Below are 16157 nucleotides of genomic sequence, written 5' to 3' on the forward strand. Positions count from 1 at the left end.
TTCTTTAACCTTTAGAAACCTATCTGTATCAACGATTTCAACTTTCTGTTTCTATTGGCAAAGAGAGCAATACTCTTCGAATTAAATCAAATCCCGCTAAAATCGCTTGTTCTCGATTTCCGTTTCGATCTCTGGAAAAATGATGACAAACGGCTATTGTTGGTTGATTTTCTTGCGCCAGCGCGATCCAAACTGTTCCTACCGGTTGATTTTCAAGCATAGCTGGGCCTGCAACGCCAGTAAATGATAGGGCCATTTTGGTTTTCATTAATTGTCGAATCCCCTCTGCCATTTCAATTGCACATTCTTTACTGACTGCACCTTTTTCAGTTAATGTTTTTCCTGAAACACCAAGTAGCTGTTCTTTGATTTCATTTTGATAGGCAACAACACCCCCGCTAAAGATATCTGAAGCACCTGCCACACTTGCTAACAGACTTTGAAAGCCACCGCCTGTTAAACTTTCAGCGGCTGTAATTGTGAGTGCTTGTGTTTTTAGTAATTCAACAACTACTTCTGGTAATCGAGTCGTGTCTCCATAGCCATAAAAATACTCACCTACGCGCAGTTGGATCTTTTCTTCTAAGTTGTCCAATAACATTTGACAACAGGCCTGAGAGTCTCCGTTAGCAGTAATTCTAAGTGTCACTTCATAATCTCCTGCATAAGGGGCTAATGTTGGATTGGTTTGTTCTTCAATTAAGTCATCTAATACCGTAACCAGTCGTGATTCGCCGATGCCATAAAAGCGCAATACTCTAGAAACCATCAAGGATTCGGTTGGGTTTTCTTTTTGTAATAGTGGCTTAGCCTCATTTAAAAACATCGGTTTCAATTCATTGGGGGGGCCGGGTAACAATAAGTAGTTCACGCTATCTTTTTTTAAGAACATGCCTGCTGCTAACCCCGTTTTATTAGCTAGTACGGTTGATCCTTCAATGACCAGTGCTTGTAGTCGATTGTTTTCCGTCATCGGGCGTTTGCTTCTTTGATGGAATGCTTGAATTTTTTCAAGAGCATTTTGGTCACTTACCAATTTCCTTTTTAGATGAGCGGCTACTGTCTGTTTTGTCATATCATCTTTTGTGGGTCCCAAGCCACCTGTTAAGATAATCAAATCGTTTCTTTTTTCAGCTTGTTCTAAAACTGTCTCTAAGCGCTTGGCATTATCCCCAACCACTACATGATGGTAAACATTTATTCCTAAGGCTGCTAACTCTTGTGATAAGAAAGCTGCATTTGTGTTAACAATTTGACCCAATAGTAGTTCGGTACCTACTGCAATAATTTCAGCTTTCATCTTCATCTCTCCTCTTATTTTATATTATCTGCATTCGTTTCATTTTTCATTTTTTTGATAAATTCAATGAATTCTCTTATTTATTTTAGCACAATTCGATAAAAAAAGAGAAGCTTAGCAAATCGCCAGCTTCTCTTTCATTCTTACATAGATCCTTTAAAAACGTCTTTATTTTTTATGAAGTAGTCAACACCTGAATAGATTGTAAAGAACAAGCAGACATATAACATAATCGTTGCGAATGGAAAACCCATTCCTTCAAATGGAAAATTATTTAAGAATAATAAAATAATTGCCACCATCTGTGTAGCTGTTTTGATTTTCCCTGGCATAGCAGCAGCCATCACTTCACCGTCTCCAACTAGTAATAAACGTAAACCTGTTACTGCTAATTCACGACAAATGATAATTGCAACGACCCAAGAAGGAACAATGCCTTGACCAACTAGTACGATAAAAGCCGTTACTACAAGCATTTTATCTGCTAATGGATCCGCAAACTTCCCAAAATTTGTGACTAAACCTCTTGCGCGGGCAATTTTGCCATCTAACCAATCTGTTATACTTGCTAAAGCAAAAATAATGGCACCCACCAATTGAGTCACTTCAATTGATGAACCTAGTACTGATACTTCTCCCCAGTTTAACGGTGCTAAAACAATCACCATAAAAATAGGAATCATAAAAATACGAAGAACGGTTAACTTATTTGGTAAATTCAATAGTATTTCCTCCACTCTTAACTGATAATTCTGAACTGAATCTCTTTAATCATAATCAACTCACTACGATTCGTCAATGAAATTCTACTCTATCCTTAGTTGTATTTCACTCATCTCCAAGAGCCAATTCACTCAACTCATCGTATCCGATTTGTTCGCCTATTTGGTTGGCAACGGGGTAGTCAATTACTTTATCATCCATCATTTTTTGAACAATTTCTCGTTGCATTTGCAAGGCTAGTCGAGCATAGTAGTTTGATTGTTCCACTTCATCTATATCATCTTGGCTTTGTTTCATAAAGCGATTGTAACGTTGAATAACTCGCAGTGTTTCTTTTCTGTTAGTGGCATTCATTTGATTTTGCAGCGCTTGAATCGTTGCCTCTGCACTGATTTTTTGGGCCAACTTAAATTCTTCCATGATTTGCTGATTGTTCTTAAATCGTGAACTGAAGTGTTCTTTAATGTCTTTTTCTTCCATATGATTTAATCGATTTCTCAGCAAACTAAATTTCAATCGGAAAAAGATTTTCTTAATGAAGTTCTTTTCTTCAAACTGTTTAGAAGAAGCTCTAAATACTGAAAACAACTCATGGGCTTGTTTAGAAATCACATTATTGTTGTATAAATCATCAATTGTTTCAGATTGAATCGTACTAGCGTAATTCAGCAATTGTTTCACTTGTTTTTTATCCATTTCACGAATCGAAACCTCTTCTGTATCTGCTAATTTCCGCGTCAATTCTACAACTGTTTGATTGATGTAATATTGATTTGAAGGGGTCCTTTTAGCTTCTAATTGTTGACTTGTTTGTTTTAAAAGTAGTGCATATGCTGCTTTAAAATCTAAGAAATCCGTCCTTATTTCAGGTTCTTCTTCCTTAGGTAAAATCAACGGTAAGAAAATCGTCGCACTGACTAAACTAATTAAAATAATCATCGCCGTAATAAATAACAATTCATTACGTAAGGGAAAGGCTTGTCCATTTGTTAAAACCAACGGAATTGACAAAGCCGTTGCTAACGAAATGGTTCCATGAACGCCTGCTAAAGTTGTGATTAACGCATATTTCCCTCGGCTGATTTGATCTACTTGTTTCTTTTCAGCACCCAATACAAAAGATTTGAAATAATCTTCAAATTTCATCGCATTCGGTTCGACAAAATGTTCATGCAGTAAATAGACCCAACTAAAACGAACGGCCATTAGAAATAACGAAATGATTAACGCTAATCCTAATAACTCTCCAACTAAAAAATTTTCTTTCGTCCAAATCTTAGTAATAACTGAAGGCAATGTAGCTCCTAATAATAAAAATACTAGGCTATTTAGAAAATAGACTACCGTCCCCCAAACATTACTTGAAACCATCTGAAGTTTTGTCGTTGTTGCTTGCAGATGGTCATGCTCAACACCATGAACGATTCCTGCTGCTACCATTGCTAGTACGCCTGAAAATTCAAAATGCTCTGCAGCAATAAAGATGGTAAAGGGGGTAATCAATTGAATCAGTACCAATAACTCCGTTTGTTCCAACCTCATATTTCGTAATTGCAATCGTAACTTAACAAAAAGAAAACCGGCGATTCCTCCAAAAAGAATACCACCAAAAGCCGCAATTAAAAATTCAAAGCTGGCTTCTTTTACTGAAAAATAACCCGTCATTACGACCCCTAAAGCAACTTTAAAAGATACTAGACCCGCAGCATCATTAATCAAAGACTCGCCTTCTAAAACTGCCATAATGTTATCTGGTAACTTAATATTTTTTACAATTGATTTTAACGCTACTGTATCCGTTGGTGAAACAATTGCCGATAACGCAAATGAAACAGGTAGCGGCAAAGCAGGTATCAACCAATGAATCAAAAAGCCTCCTGCCACTACTAAAAGTAGAACTAACCCAAAGGCTAAAAGTAAAATCGGCCCTCTCAACTTCCATAATTCTTTGCGTGAAATGTTTTGTCCCTCATAAAAAACTAGTGGTGCGATAATGCCAATCATAAATAATTCCGGTTCAAAATGAATCGTAGTCTGTTCAACTGGTACAACTGCTATCAGCAACCCAATTAAAATTTGAATAAGTGCCAATGGGATTTTAGGAATGTATTTGCTAACAACTGCGGATAAGAGGACACCGGCAACCATTAAAATAAATAAAACTAAACTGTCCATCAAACTCCTCCTATTATTTTTATTCTCAAAAAAAATAGCGCCATCTATTAGATAGATGACACTATTATCGAACTACTCTATTATGAAGCTGGAGTTAGTTGTAATTGAATATTTTGTGTCACTGAATTTGCAGCTTCTGGAGCGTAAGGAATATCCGTTCCATTCAACGTAATTTTTGTTGCTTTTGCATTTCCTACTACGATTGTGACTGCAGTTGTACCTGCTGGAATTGGGACTTCTAAGTTTTCACCACTTTGCATGGTTTTTTGATCAACTTGAACGCCAGCAATTGTAACACCGACCCAACTTGCCCCACCTTGTGCTGTAAGAACTAATGAACCAGGTTCCGTTGCATTTTTAACAGTATAGGTTGTATTGCTTCCAGTTGAAGAAGCAATCGCTACTTCTTGTTTTGGCTTTTCTGGTTCTTTTGAAGATTCGGCTTCAGAACTACTTTCTTTTTTGCTACTGCTTGATTCTTCAGCTGAACTAGTAATTGAAACACTCTCTGAATCTTTTGAAATCATCGGTTCTTTTTCTTTGTTGCCACTCTTCGTTGCAGCAAACCAAATCGCACCCGTAATTGCTAACACAATTGCGACAATAATGATTGTTGGTAAAATCGATTGAATTTTTTCCAACCAGATATTTGCAACATGATTTTCAGAACGAGTCTGACTCGTTGAAACTTTCTCAACATATTCTTCATCATGTGTTTGCGGAACGTCTTCTGTATACTCTTCTAGCAATTGATCGCCATTTAAACCAACGGTATCAGCATATTGCTTAATAAATGCGCGAGCATAGAATTTTCCAGGCATCACATCAAAATTTCCCTCTTCAATCGCAATCAAATAACGTTTTTGAATTTTAGTCATTTGTTGTAAATCGTCAAGCGTATACCCTTTTGCTTTTCTAGCTTCTTGCAATTTCATGCCAATTTCATTCATTATATTTTCACCTACCAGATCTCTTTTTTAGAGAACTAAAATTCTCATATCTTACATATTATAACATAAATAATGGAGTCAGAATATTAATTTTTTCTTTACTTTAACCAACCTCCACTGATGGTTAAAGTTTGGCCTGTCATGTAACGGCTCTCTTTTTTTAGAAGCTGTTTTGCCCAAAAGCTAATTTCATTTGGCTGTCCTAAACGACCAACTGGAATTTCTTGAACCAATTCGGTCACTTCTGTTTCACTAAACTCGCTATTCATTTTCGTTTGAATCGCACCTGGAGCTATGGCGTTGACTGTGATGCCAAGACTTGCAACTTCCTTACTGTAGGCTTTTACAAATGCTAATTGAGCCCCTTTTAGTGTAGAATACAAAACTTCCATTGCACTTCCAACTTCGCCATAAACCGAACTGATAAAAACAATTCTACCTAATGTCGATTTCGCTAGTTTAGGTTGCAATTTTTGCAAGAGAAGGAGTGGCGTTTTAAGATGAACTTGCCACATTTTTTCCATCTCTACCGCCGATACTTCTGTCAGCAATTGATAGCTTGTAAAGCCACTTGAAAAAATAACTGCATCTACTTGAAAAAGAGCCTCTAAAAAAGTGGCAACGCCTTTTTCATCTGTCATATCTAAGGTTAATTTAAAAAAATCTTGTTTTGGAAATTGATTTTGATACCTCTCTAATTGCTCATCTAAGCTAAGATGATCTTTAAAGCCATGTAAATAAAGGGACCATCCGTCAGATGCTAAATCTGCTGCAATGGCTTTGCCGATATCTCCACTAGCCCCCATTACCAATGCAAATTTCATGACTCTTTTGCCTCTTTTGGCAAAATATGAAAGACACTCATTCTTTCGGGTACCATAAATTGCGTTGCCAACTCTTTGACTTGAGAAAGTGTGATGCTTTCAATGACTGGGACTAAATCAAATAAGCTCGCTTCTCCATATGATTCTTGACTGTATTGGTTCGCAATATATTCAATTGAATTTAAAGATTGTAAGCTTTTGCCTACCATTCTTTTTTTAATCATCGTCAAATTTTCTGCTGTTAACTCTGGACTATGAGGGGCTGTTTCTAGAATCTTTTTAACTGCATCGCTTAAAGCCGATGGATCTTTTGCATCGCCACCAATATCAATAAAATGGAACGTACGATCAAGGTTAAATTCATAGGAAAAGCTATCGTCAACGATGCCTTCATCATACAATCGCAAGTAATTGTTTGACGTTGGACCAAATAGTAAGGTCAATAGTAAATTCATTGTGGTTTTAAAAATTAATGCTTCTCTTCCTGTTGGAGCTGGCTCGATTCCTTTAACACCAACAATACTTTTTGCACGATTAACAGGCATTTCAATTGAATCGAATGCTTTGATATCACTCACTTTTTCAGTAGGGAAAAAGCGTTGGATTTCTTGTTTTGGTGCAAACTCTTTTTTAGCTTGATTTTGACGAATCCAGTCCATCATCTCGGCTGGATCCATTTTCCCAACTACTAATAAATTCATATTGCTAGGGTGATAAAAAGTATGGTAGCTCTCATACAAATCTTCTGCTGTAATGTCCATGATGCTTTCTACGGTTCCTGCAATGTCGATATGGATTGGATGATGCGGATACATATTTCCTACAATTCCAAAGAATAGGCGCCAATCTGGTTCATCATCATACATTTGAATTTCTTGTGCGATAATGCCTTTTTCCTTATCAACGGTCTCTTTTGTGAAATACGGTTCTTGAACAAAGTCGAGAAGCGTCGCCACATTTTCTAAAACATAATTGGTACTTGAAAACAGATAACTTGTTCTAGTAAAACTGGTAAATGCATTTGCAGAAGCTCCATATTTTCCGAAAACGTGAAATATATCTCCCTCTTCTTTTTCAAACATTTTATGTTCTAAGAAATGAGCAATCCCATCCGGTACTGTTACTTTTTCAGTCTTTCCTAGCGGAATAAAACTGTTGTCGATTGACCCGTAGTTAGTTGTGAACAAGCTATAGGTTTTGTGGAAATCATTTTTAGGTAATAGCGTTACTTTCAATCCATTATCTAAGGTTTCGGTGTAAAGTGTTTCATCTAATTGTGCATAATGTTTTTTTTCCATTACTTATTTTCCTCCCCTGTTAAGAAGAATGTTGCTTTTAAATAAACCTGATTGGCAATTTTAATGATCTCTTCTTTTGTGACTTCATTAATTTTTTGCTCAAATTCTGCGATTGTTAACGTCGATCCAACTAATTGATGGGTATACATTTTTTCCATCACCGCTCCAGGATTGTCTTCCGATTGTAAAACTTGGTTTTTTAGCATTTCTTTGGTTTGATCGATTGCTTCATCTGAGAAATTCCCATTTTGCATTTCAATTAATTGCAGTTGAATGATTTCTCTTACCTGTTCAACTTTTGTGCTGTCGATTCCCGTTTGAACGGTCATCATACCTCTGAAGGTATCAAGAGTACTAGACGCATAATAAGCCAAGCTTTCCTTTTCACGGACATTCATAAATAATTTAGAATGAGGAAATCCGCCAAATAACCCATTAAAAATCTGCGCTGCAAAATAGTTCTTATCCTGATAAAAGACATTCGTTTCATAGGCTAAATTAAACTTAGCTTGCGTTACTTCTTGTTGCTCAATTTCTTCAATTAATTTATTGTGCGTAGCAGCTGTGTAAAAAATGGACTCGCTTGGTACTTGACGTGCTTTAAATGGGAATGCTCGGAATGCTTCTGTCATTTCGCTTTCCTCAACATCTCCTAAGACATAAATATCAACGCAATCTTCCGCTAATAACTCTTGATAATATTCATATAAAGAAGCGGCTGTAATGTCGTTTAAATCTTCTAAAGTTCCAATACTTGGTGTTTTTTGGTTTTCATCTTCAAAATACAGACGTTGTAAAGATAAACTTGCATACGCTTGTTTGTCATCAAAAATTGATTCGTAATAATCGGCTATATTTTCTTTTTCACGATTAAAGGTTTCCTCATCAAATTTCCCATCTGTTGCATTCGGATGAAACAAAATTTCTTTTAGGAAATCAATGCCTTCTTGTAAGACATTTTCATTAGCTGAAAGGTATTTTTCATTTACAATGGTCATCCCTACCGTTAACATATGCATGGTGCCTTTTTTAGTTACAGATAAGCCAAAACTTGCACCATAAAGATTCGCCAATTCACTTCTTAACTTGGTTTGGGAATCGTATTTTTTACTATTGGTTTCAAGTAAACTTGATAATAGAGCTCGTTTAGTAATATTTTTTTTGTCTAAAGGCGTTCTAAATTTTAAAACGATGCGGATCGTTTTGTATTTTTTAGTAGGTAAGACATGAATATTCACGCCTTCTTGTAATTGAATCGACATTCTTTATTTCCTCCTCATTGGAACTGAACTTCATCTATCTATGATAAGTGAATTGCGGCAAGAATACAATCATAATGCCACCATTCAAAGAAAATCTTAACAAGAAAAAAACACTCTAAACAATGGCTTAGAGTGTTTTTGCTTTTATTTCGATTTAATGTATGTTTCGCCATCTGCTGCTGGAGCTTCTGATTTCCCAATCACACCTACTAAAACAATAATCGTTAGAATATAAGGTGCTGTTTGAAGTACCACAGGTGGAACATCTTTGATTAATGGAATGTAACTTCCAATTACGCTTAAGCTTTGCGCAAATCCAAAGAATATTGCTGCTCCCATAGCTCCAAGTGGATTCCATTTTCCGAAAATCATCGCTGCTAGCGCGATAAATCCTTGTCCTGCAATCGTTGAATGAGAGAAGTTTAGTGAAATAGATTGAGCAGCGATAGCTCCGCCAATTCCGCCTAACAATCCAGAAATCATCACGCCTGCATAGCGCATCACGTAAACATTAATTCCTAAAGTGTCTGCTGCTTGAGGATGCTCCCCAACAGAACGTAAACGTAAACCAAATCTTGTCTTGTAAAGTAAGATCCACGATAAAATCGCTACAATAATCGCTACAAATGCCATTGCCGAGGTATTTGTAAAGAAAATCTTCCCAATGACTGGAATGTCTTTCAATAGCGGGATACTGCTTTTCCCAAAGTTAAATTGAATAATATCCGTTTGACCACGTCCATCAAATAAGACACGTGTTAAAAAGACAGCCAACGCAGGGGCTAACATGTTGATAACCGTACCTGAAACAATATGATTCGCTCTTAAATTAACGGTTGCAACTGCATGAATTAGTGAAAAAAGAATCCCAATTCCGCCACCAACAAGTAACCCAAGCCACGGTGTTGCATCGCCAAATTGTTCTGCAAATGAAAGGTTAAACACGATTGATGAAAAAGCCCCCATCACCATGATTCCTTCTAGTCCAACGTTAACGATTCCGCCACGTTCTGAAAAAGTACCACCTAAGGCTGTAAATATAAGTGGAGCTGCATAAATTAATGCTGATGAAACAACGATTGATAATGTTGAAACGATATCCATCTTAATTCACCCCTCCTTTATTTACTTTAACCACTCGGTTCATAATGTAACGAATTAAATAATTTGCTCCAACGAAGAAAATAATTGAGGCAATCACAATGTCTACTACTTCTGATGGAACATCACTTGAAAGCGGCATACTTACGCCACCAATTTTAAGTCCCCCAAATAATAATCCTGAAACAAGAATTCCAAATGGATTTCCAGCGCCTAGTAAGGCAACTGCCATTCCATCAAAACCAATACTTGGCATACTTCCCATCACAAATAGATTTTCAAAGTTTCCAAGACCTTCCATCGTGCCACCTAAACCAGCTAGCGCGCCTGAAATGACCATTGCTAAAATAATATTGCGTTTGGTACTCATACCAGCGTATTCAGAAGCGTATGGATTTAATCCAACTGAACGTAATTCATAACCTAATGTTGTTTTGTGCATCATAATCCAAACAACCACACACATTAAGATTGCAATCAGTAAACCGTAATGTAACGTTGAGTTTTCTGTAATCGATGCTAAAAAATCTGAGCGTAAACTAGCATTTTCTGAAATTCTTGGTGTTGCATCATCGGCTTTTGTTAACACATTTCGAACCATATGATTTGAGATATACAAAGCTGTGTAGTTTAACATGATTGTAACAATAACTTCACTTGTATTAAAGTAAGCACGTAATACGCCGGCAATTCCTGCCCAAACCGCGCCACATAACGCTCCCACAATTAAACAGAATGGAATTAAAATCATTTTTGGTAAATCAGGAAACATCAATGCGATGGTAACAGATCCTACCCAACCAAATAGCGCTTGACCAGCAACCCCGATATTAAAGAAGCCAGCTGTATTTGCAACCGCAAAACCTAAAGCCGTTAAAATTAATGGTGTGGCTTGTCTTAATGTTTCCCCTACATAAAAGGGACTTCCAATCGCACCATCAATCAATGAACTATATCCTAATAGGGGATCATAGCCAAAAGCCAACATAATGATGGCTCCTAGAATCAACCCTAGCACTACTGAAAGCACTGGAACTAAAAAATTCTTAAGACGTTCGCTTCTATGATTCAAAATGATTCTCCTCTCCAACAGATCTTTCATTATTTTCAGCGGCTAAAGCAGCTTGAGCTTTTTCTAATGACGAACCCGCCATCAGTAATCCCAACTCTTCTCTAGTTGTTGTTTCAGGGTCAACAATAGCTACGATGTTCCCCTCATACATAACCGCAATGCGATCTGACACATTTAAAATTTCATCAAGTTCAAAACTCATTAATAAAACGGCTTTCTTTTTATCACGTTGTTCAATTAAACGTTTGTGGATGTATTCAATCGCTCCAACGTCAAGTCCACGCGTTGGTTGGGCAGCAATTAATAGTGAAGGATTACGCTCTAACTCACGAGCAATAATCGCTTTTTGTTGATTTCCACCTGATAACGCACTTGCTGGTACAAATTCATTTGGTGTTCTTACATCAAACTCTTCAATCAATTTTGTAGCATATTGATTGATTGCACGGTGATTTAAGAAACCATGATTGCTTAAAGGTTTTTGGTAATAGGTTTGTAAAGCAATATTTTCCTCTAGGCTCATTGGTAAAATCAAGCCATATTTATGGCGATCTTCTGGAATATGACCTAAACCCGTCTCTGTAATTTTTCGAGGAGGTAAATTTTGAACAGCTTTTCCTTCAAGGGTGATACTTCCTGATTCTACTTTAGTTAATCCTGTGATTGCTTGAATCAGTTCACTTTGACCATTGCCATCAATTCCGGCAATCCCAACGACTTCTCCTGCACGAACGTCTAAGCTTAAGCCTTTAACTGCCTCTAAGCCTCGAGATTCTTTCACAACTAAATCTTTTATTTCTAAAACCACTTCTTGTGGTGCCGCTTTTATTTTCTTTGTTTTAAATGAAACTGAGCGTCCAACCATCATATCCGCTAATTCTTGTTGACTTGTTTTTTTCACGTCAACGGTATCGATACTCTGACCACGGCGGATAACCGTACAACGATCTGCTACTTGTTTGATTTCATCTAATTTATGAGTAATTAAAATAATTGATTTTCCTTCTTTAACTAATTCACGCATAATCTCAATCAATTCGTCAATTTCTTGTGGCGTCAATACTGCTGTTGGTTCGTCAAAAATTAGAATGTCTGCTCCTCGGTAAAGCGTTTTAATAATTTCGACTCTTTGTTCCATTCCAACTGAAATATCTTCTACAACAGCTGTTGGATTAACAGATAGCCCATATTTTCCAGACAATTCATTGATCATTTTTTTTGCGGCTAACTTATCTAAAAATCCTAAGCGGTTTGGTTCACTGCCTAAAATAATATTTTCTGTTACTGTAAATTTTTTCACTAACATAAAGTGTTGGTGAACCATTCCAATTCCCAATTTATTTGCGACACTAGGGGAACTAATTTTAACAGCTTCACCATTGATTTTAATTTCACCAGATGTTGGTTCTAATAGTCCTGATAGAATGTTCATCAGGGTTGACTTTCCTGCACCGTTTTCACCAAGTAGCGCGTGAATCTCACCTTTTTTCAACTTAAGGTTGATATCGTCATTTGCTTTGAACTCTCCAAATTGCTTTGTAATACCAGACATCTCAATTACATAATCTGTCCCTGTCAAGGTTGGTTCACTCCTTTTTTTATGTTTGTTGTTTTTCTCGTATAGTATACTTTATTTAAAAAGAAACCGCTACCTAAAATTTATTTTTTTTAAATTATCTTTGTTTAATAAGTCCTATTATAAGTGCTCGTTTCTATTTTCACTCGATTACTTCTCACAAAAATAGCCGGACAAACATCATCCGGCCACTATATCTGTCAATTAAATTGATTAAGGTTTTTCTGGAACTTCAATTTTGCCATCAATGATTTGTTGTTTGTAATCATTTACTGCTTTTTGAACGTCATCTGTTAATTGTCCTTTAGATAAATCAACACCGTCTTCTTTCAAGCCGTAAGTCAATGTTTCTCCACCTGGGAATTTATCTTTCATTGCATCATTTGAAATATCTACTACAGCTGTTTTAACACCTTTAAGCGTTGAAGCAAGCGTTAAGTTTCCGCCTTCGTATTTACCTTCTTCAGTTTGGTCACGGTCAACACCGATTACCCATACTTTTTTCTTAGAGTCAGCTTTCATGATATCTTTAGCTTCTGAGAAGACACCATTACCTGTGTCACCGGCTGCTTGATAAATAATATCAATTCCACTGTTGTACATTGCTGCTGCTAATTGTTTTCCTTTAGCAGAGTCACCAAATGAACCAGCGTATTCAACTTTTACATCAATATCTGGATCAACTGCTTTAACACCTGCAATAAATCCTGCTTCAAAACGACCAATAACTTCGCCTTCTTGACCACCAACAAAACCTAATTTTTTAGTTTCAGTTGTTTTTGCTGCTGCAACACCTGCTAAAAAGGCTGCTTCGTGATCTTTAAAGATAACTGATACAACATTGTCACCTTTGACAACAGAATCAATAATCGCAAAGTTTGTTTTTGGATTTTGTTTTGCTACATCTTCTAAAGCTGGAGCAATTTTATATCCAATTCCGAATACAGTGTTAAATTGTGATTTAACGGCACTGTTTAAATTTGTTACGAAATCTGAGTCAGAGTTAGATTGTAGATAGTTAAAACCATCTTTCCCTTTTTTCAAGTCATGTTCTTTGCCCCAAGCTTGCAAACCTTCCCATGCTGACTGGTTAAACGATTTATCATCTACCCCTCCAACGTCTGTTACCATTGCAACTGTATGACCTTTAGCAGAACCGCTTTTACCTGAATCCTTTGCTCCGCCGCCACAAGCTGCTAATGTCAAACTAACGCCTAAACCGATTGCTAGTAGACCCACAAGATTACGTTTTTTCAATTTAAAACCCCTCCAAAAAAATTTAATTGAAAACGAAACGTTAAGTTAACGAATCATTACTCAAAACTATTCTACCACCTTTTAAACAAAATTGAAACGTTTTACCGATTAATGAAAGCGATTTACATAAAAAACATTAAGAATTTAATCTTATTTTCATTTAATTATAAAAATTATATCGCTTTTATTGATCGTTTTTTTATGAAAACCCTTCATAACCGAACGTTACTAAATAAAAAAAGAAGACATTTAGTCTTCTTTTAAATCTCATTATTATTTTCATGGTCTGATTGACTTGGCAAATGAGTAATATTCACTTTTCGAGGCTTACTGCCTTCCGATGGGCCAACAATTCCTCGCATTTCCATTTCATCTACCAATCTGGCTGCTCGATTGTACCCAATTCTAAAACGGCGTTGCAATAAGGAAATACTTGCTGTTTGCATTTCCAAGACCATTTGGACGGCCTCATCATACAAATCGTCTTGTACTTCGTTGCTAACGGTTTCTTGGATTTCAGTTGGCATCATTTCTTCTTGGTAGTTAGCACCTTGCTGATCAGTAATAAATTCGACAATCCGCTCAACTTCTTCATCTGATATAAACGCACCTTGTACGCGAACGGGCTTATTTTCACCCATTGGTAAAAAGAGCATATCCCCGCGACCAAGCAACTTTTCAGCTCCGCTACTATCAATAATGGTTCTTGAGTCGATGCCACTTGAAACTGCAAAGGCAATTCTTGAAGGAACATTGGCTTTAATAATCCCTGTAATAACGTCTACACTTGGTCTTTGAGTCGCAAGAATCATATGGATACCCGCAGCTCGTGCCATTTGTGCTAAGCGAATAATCGCGTCTTCCACTTCATTACTCGCCACCATCATTAAATCAGCTAATTCATCCACAATCACAACAATATAAGGTAGAAACGGATAATTTTCATCCTTTTCCGCATTTTTAGTGGCAACCATTTTATTGTAACCGGTAATGTTTCGCATGCCACTAGCTGCAAATAATTCATAGCGTCGTTCCATTTCCATCACCACTTTTTGCAATGCTTGTGCGGCTTTTTTAGGATTTGTTACAACCGGTGTTAACAAATGAGGAATCCCATTATAGACATTTAATTCAACCATTTTTGGATCAATCATCATCAATTTAACTTCATGAGGTTTTGCACGCATCAAAATACTCGTAATGATTCCATTGATACAAACCGATTTCCCACTTCCTGTGGAACCTGCCACCAATAAATGGGGCATTTTAGCTAAATCAGCAGTGGCGACAGATCCTGTAATATCTCGACCTAAAGGTACTTCCAATAAATTTTCAGGATGTAGGGGTTGCGCTTCGATAATATCTCTAAAAGCAACAATACTTACTTCACTGTTGGGCACTTCAATTCCAATAAAAGCTTTCCCTGGAATAGGAGCTTCAATGCGAATGTCTTTTGCAGCTAGTGCTAACGCAATATCATCACTTAAACTAACGATTTTACTAACTTTAACACCAATCGCTGGTTGCACCTCATATTTTGTAACTGCCGGTCCCAAATTCGCTTTTGTTACCTTAGCATCTACACCAAAACTTTTAAACGTCGCTTCTAATTTGGTTACATTTTCTTGAATCAAGGCGTATTCATTCGACTGATCCAACGCTTCAATTGCGTTTAACAAAGTTGTAGGCGGTAATTGATAATCTCGATTTTCTGGTTCTGCTTTGATTTCAAAATTTAAATCACCCGTCGGCTCTTCAGCTTCTTTTGGCGGCTCTGGCAGGTCCGTTGACGCAGGTTTTAACTTTTGTTGATAGCTATCAATTTTTAATTCCAACTGCTTAGCTTCCCCCACTGCGGCCTCTTTTTCTGCTGCTGCAAGTGCTTTTCCAGGGGATAGAGGTTGAACTCGATTCTTAGACTGTTGCTGTGAGTCATCCTTTGTTGCTTTTTTTGAATTTTTCTCCTGCTTTTCTGCAGTACGTTGCTCACGATAAGTCTGCCATTTTTGCTGTAAAATAGGTCCTTTTTGTCGCAGCACATCTCTTCCTTTTAACAGCACTGTTTTAAATGATAAATTAAAGAAAATAAAAAAACCAGCAATCATTAAGATACTTGCAATAAAATAGGTTCCTCCTTGTGAAAATAGAAAATGGCTTCCACTGTAAAGCAATGCGCCTATCATCCCCCCACCAAGAGACTCTTTAATTTGATTGTTTCCCATATCCGTCATAAAAAAACGCAATGTTGCAGGAATCACTTTGACATTCGTCCCCATAATTGGACTAAATAACCTCGCATGAAGAATCACAAGTAAACTAAGATACATGATACTAAAGCCAATCATTTTCTTGCTTTTATAGGCAGGTTCTTTGCCTTTTAAAACTAAATACAGACCATATAAACCAAAAGCAACCACACTAACCAAATAGGTATTGCCTACAAAAAAGCGGAATAAGTTCGCAATTAAGATACCAACAAAGCCTAATTTGCTTGCCGCGAAAATAGCGGAACAGATAAATAAAAGACCAATAATTTCAATGGAAAGATTCCGTTTTTGTTGTTTTTTTGAGGGTGTTTTTTTTTTCGTCTTCTTTTTTTGTGCCACTCTTCATACTCCT

At 36.8% G+C, this 16157-nt stretch carries 12 protein-coding genes; all 12 read right to left on the reverse strand.

Going from position 1 to position 16157, the window contains the following annotated elements; all coding sequences use genetic code 11:
* Positions 1–37: 37 nt before the first annotated feature.
* The 12 genes from CDIMF43_RS10440 to CDIMF43_RS10495 all read right to left on the reverse strand — a co-directional run bounded on the left by CDIMF43_RS10440 (position 38) and on the right by CDIMF43_RS10495 (position 16144).
* Positions 38–1300 carry a competence/damage-inducible protein A gene (locus CDIMF43_RS10440; protein ID WP_109841931.1) on the reverse strand — a complete coding sequence of 421 codons (1263 nt, stop codon included), beginning with the start codon at positions 1298–1300 and terminating at the stop codon, positions 38–40.
* A 143-nt stretch (positions 1301–1443) separates the two neighbouring features.
* Positions 1444–2022 (reverse strand): CDP-diacylglycerol--glycerol-3-phosphate 3-phosphatidyltransferase, encoded by a 579-nt coding sequence (pgsA, locus tag CDIMF43_RS10445; RefSeq protein ID WP_074403252.1) that lies wholly within the window; start codon positions 2020–2022, stop codon positions 1444–1446.
* Between the two features lie 106 nt (positions 2023–2128).
* The gene (locus CDIMF43_RS10450; RefSeq protein WP_074403254.1) at positions 2129–4198 is read right to left on the reverse strand and encodes a Na+/H+ antiporter; all 2070 of its coding nucleotides are present in this window, start codon (positions 4196–4198) and stop codon (positions 2129–2131) included.
* Between the two features lie 80 nt (positions 4199–4278).
* Positions 4279–5148, reverse strand: a complete 870-nt coding sequence (locus CDIMF43_RS10455) for a helix-turn-helix domain-containing protein (protein ID WP_109841932.1) — start codon at positions 5146–5148, stop codon at positions 4279–4281.
* A gap of 98 nt (positions 5149–5246) precedes the next feature.
* Complete coding sequence (ymfI, locus tag CDIMF43_RS10460; protein ID WP_109841933.1) at positions 5247–5972, reverse strand: elongation factor P 5-aminopentanone reductase; 726 nt, start codon at positions 5970–5972, stop codon at positions 5247–5249.
* Entirely contained in the window at positions 5969–7270 is a 1302-nt protein-coding gene (yfmH, locus tag CDIMF43_RS10465) for an EF-P 5-aminopentanol modification-associated protein YfmH (RefSeq protein WP_109841934.1), read from the reverse strand. Before yfmH ends, ymfI begins: the two co-directional genes overlap by 4 nt.
* Positions 7270–8532, reverse strand: a complete 1263-nt coding sequence (gene yfmF / locus CDIMF43_RS10470; protein WP_109841935.1) for an EF-P 5-aminopentanol modification-associated protein YfmF — start codon at positions 8530–8532, stop codon at positions 7270–7272. Before yfmF ends, yfmH begins: the two co-directional genes overlap by 1 nt.
* A gap of 144 nt (positions 8533–8676) precedes the next feature.
* Entirely contained in the window at positions 8677–9636 is a 960-nt protein-coding gene (locus CDIMF43_RS10475) for an ABC transporter permease (protein ID WP_034568908.1), read from the reverse strand.
* Between the two features lies 1 nt (position 9637).
* Positions 9638–10705, reverse strand: a complete 1068-nt coding sequence (locus CDIMF43_RS10480; RefSeq protein ID WP_109841936.1) for an ABC transporter permease — start codon at positions 10703–10705, stop codon at positions 9638–9640.
* Positions 10695–12257, reverse strand: a complete 1563-nt coding sequence (locus tag CDIMF43_RS10485) for an ABC transporter ATP-binding protein (RefSeq protein WP_074403408.1) — start codon at positions 12255–12257, stop codon at positions 10695–10697. The genes CDIMF43_RS10480 and CDIMF43_RS10485 overlap by 11 nt, the downstream gene beginning before the upstream one ends.
* A 237-nt stretch (positions 12258–12494) precedes the next feature.
* Positions 12495–13538, reverse strand: coding sequence for a BMP family lipoprotein (locus CDIMF43_RS10490; RefSeq protein ID WP_074403265.1), 1044 nt, complete (start codon positions 13536–13538; stop codon positions 12495–12497).
* 260 nt (positions 13539–13798) lie between these two features.
* Complete coding sequence (locus tag CDIMF43_RS10495) at positions 13799–16144, reverse strand: FtsK/SpoIIIE family DNA translocase (protein ID WP_109841938.1); 2346 nt, start codon at positions 16142–16144, stop codon at positions 13799–13801.
* Positions 16145–16157: the final 13 nt, after the last annotated feature.

Source organism: Carnobacterium divergens (assembly GCF_900258435.1).
GTDB lineage: Bacteria > Bacillota > Bacilli > Lactobacillales > Carnobacteriaceae > Carnobacterium > Carnobacterium divergens_A.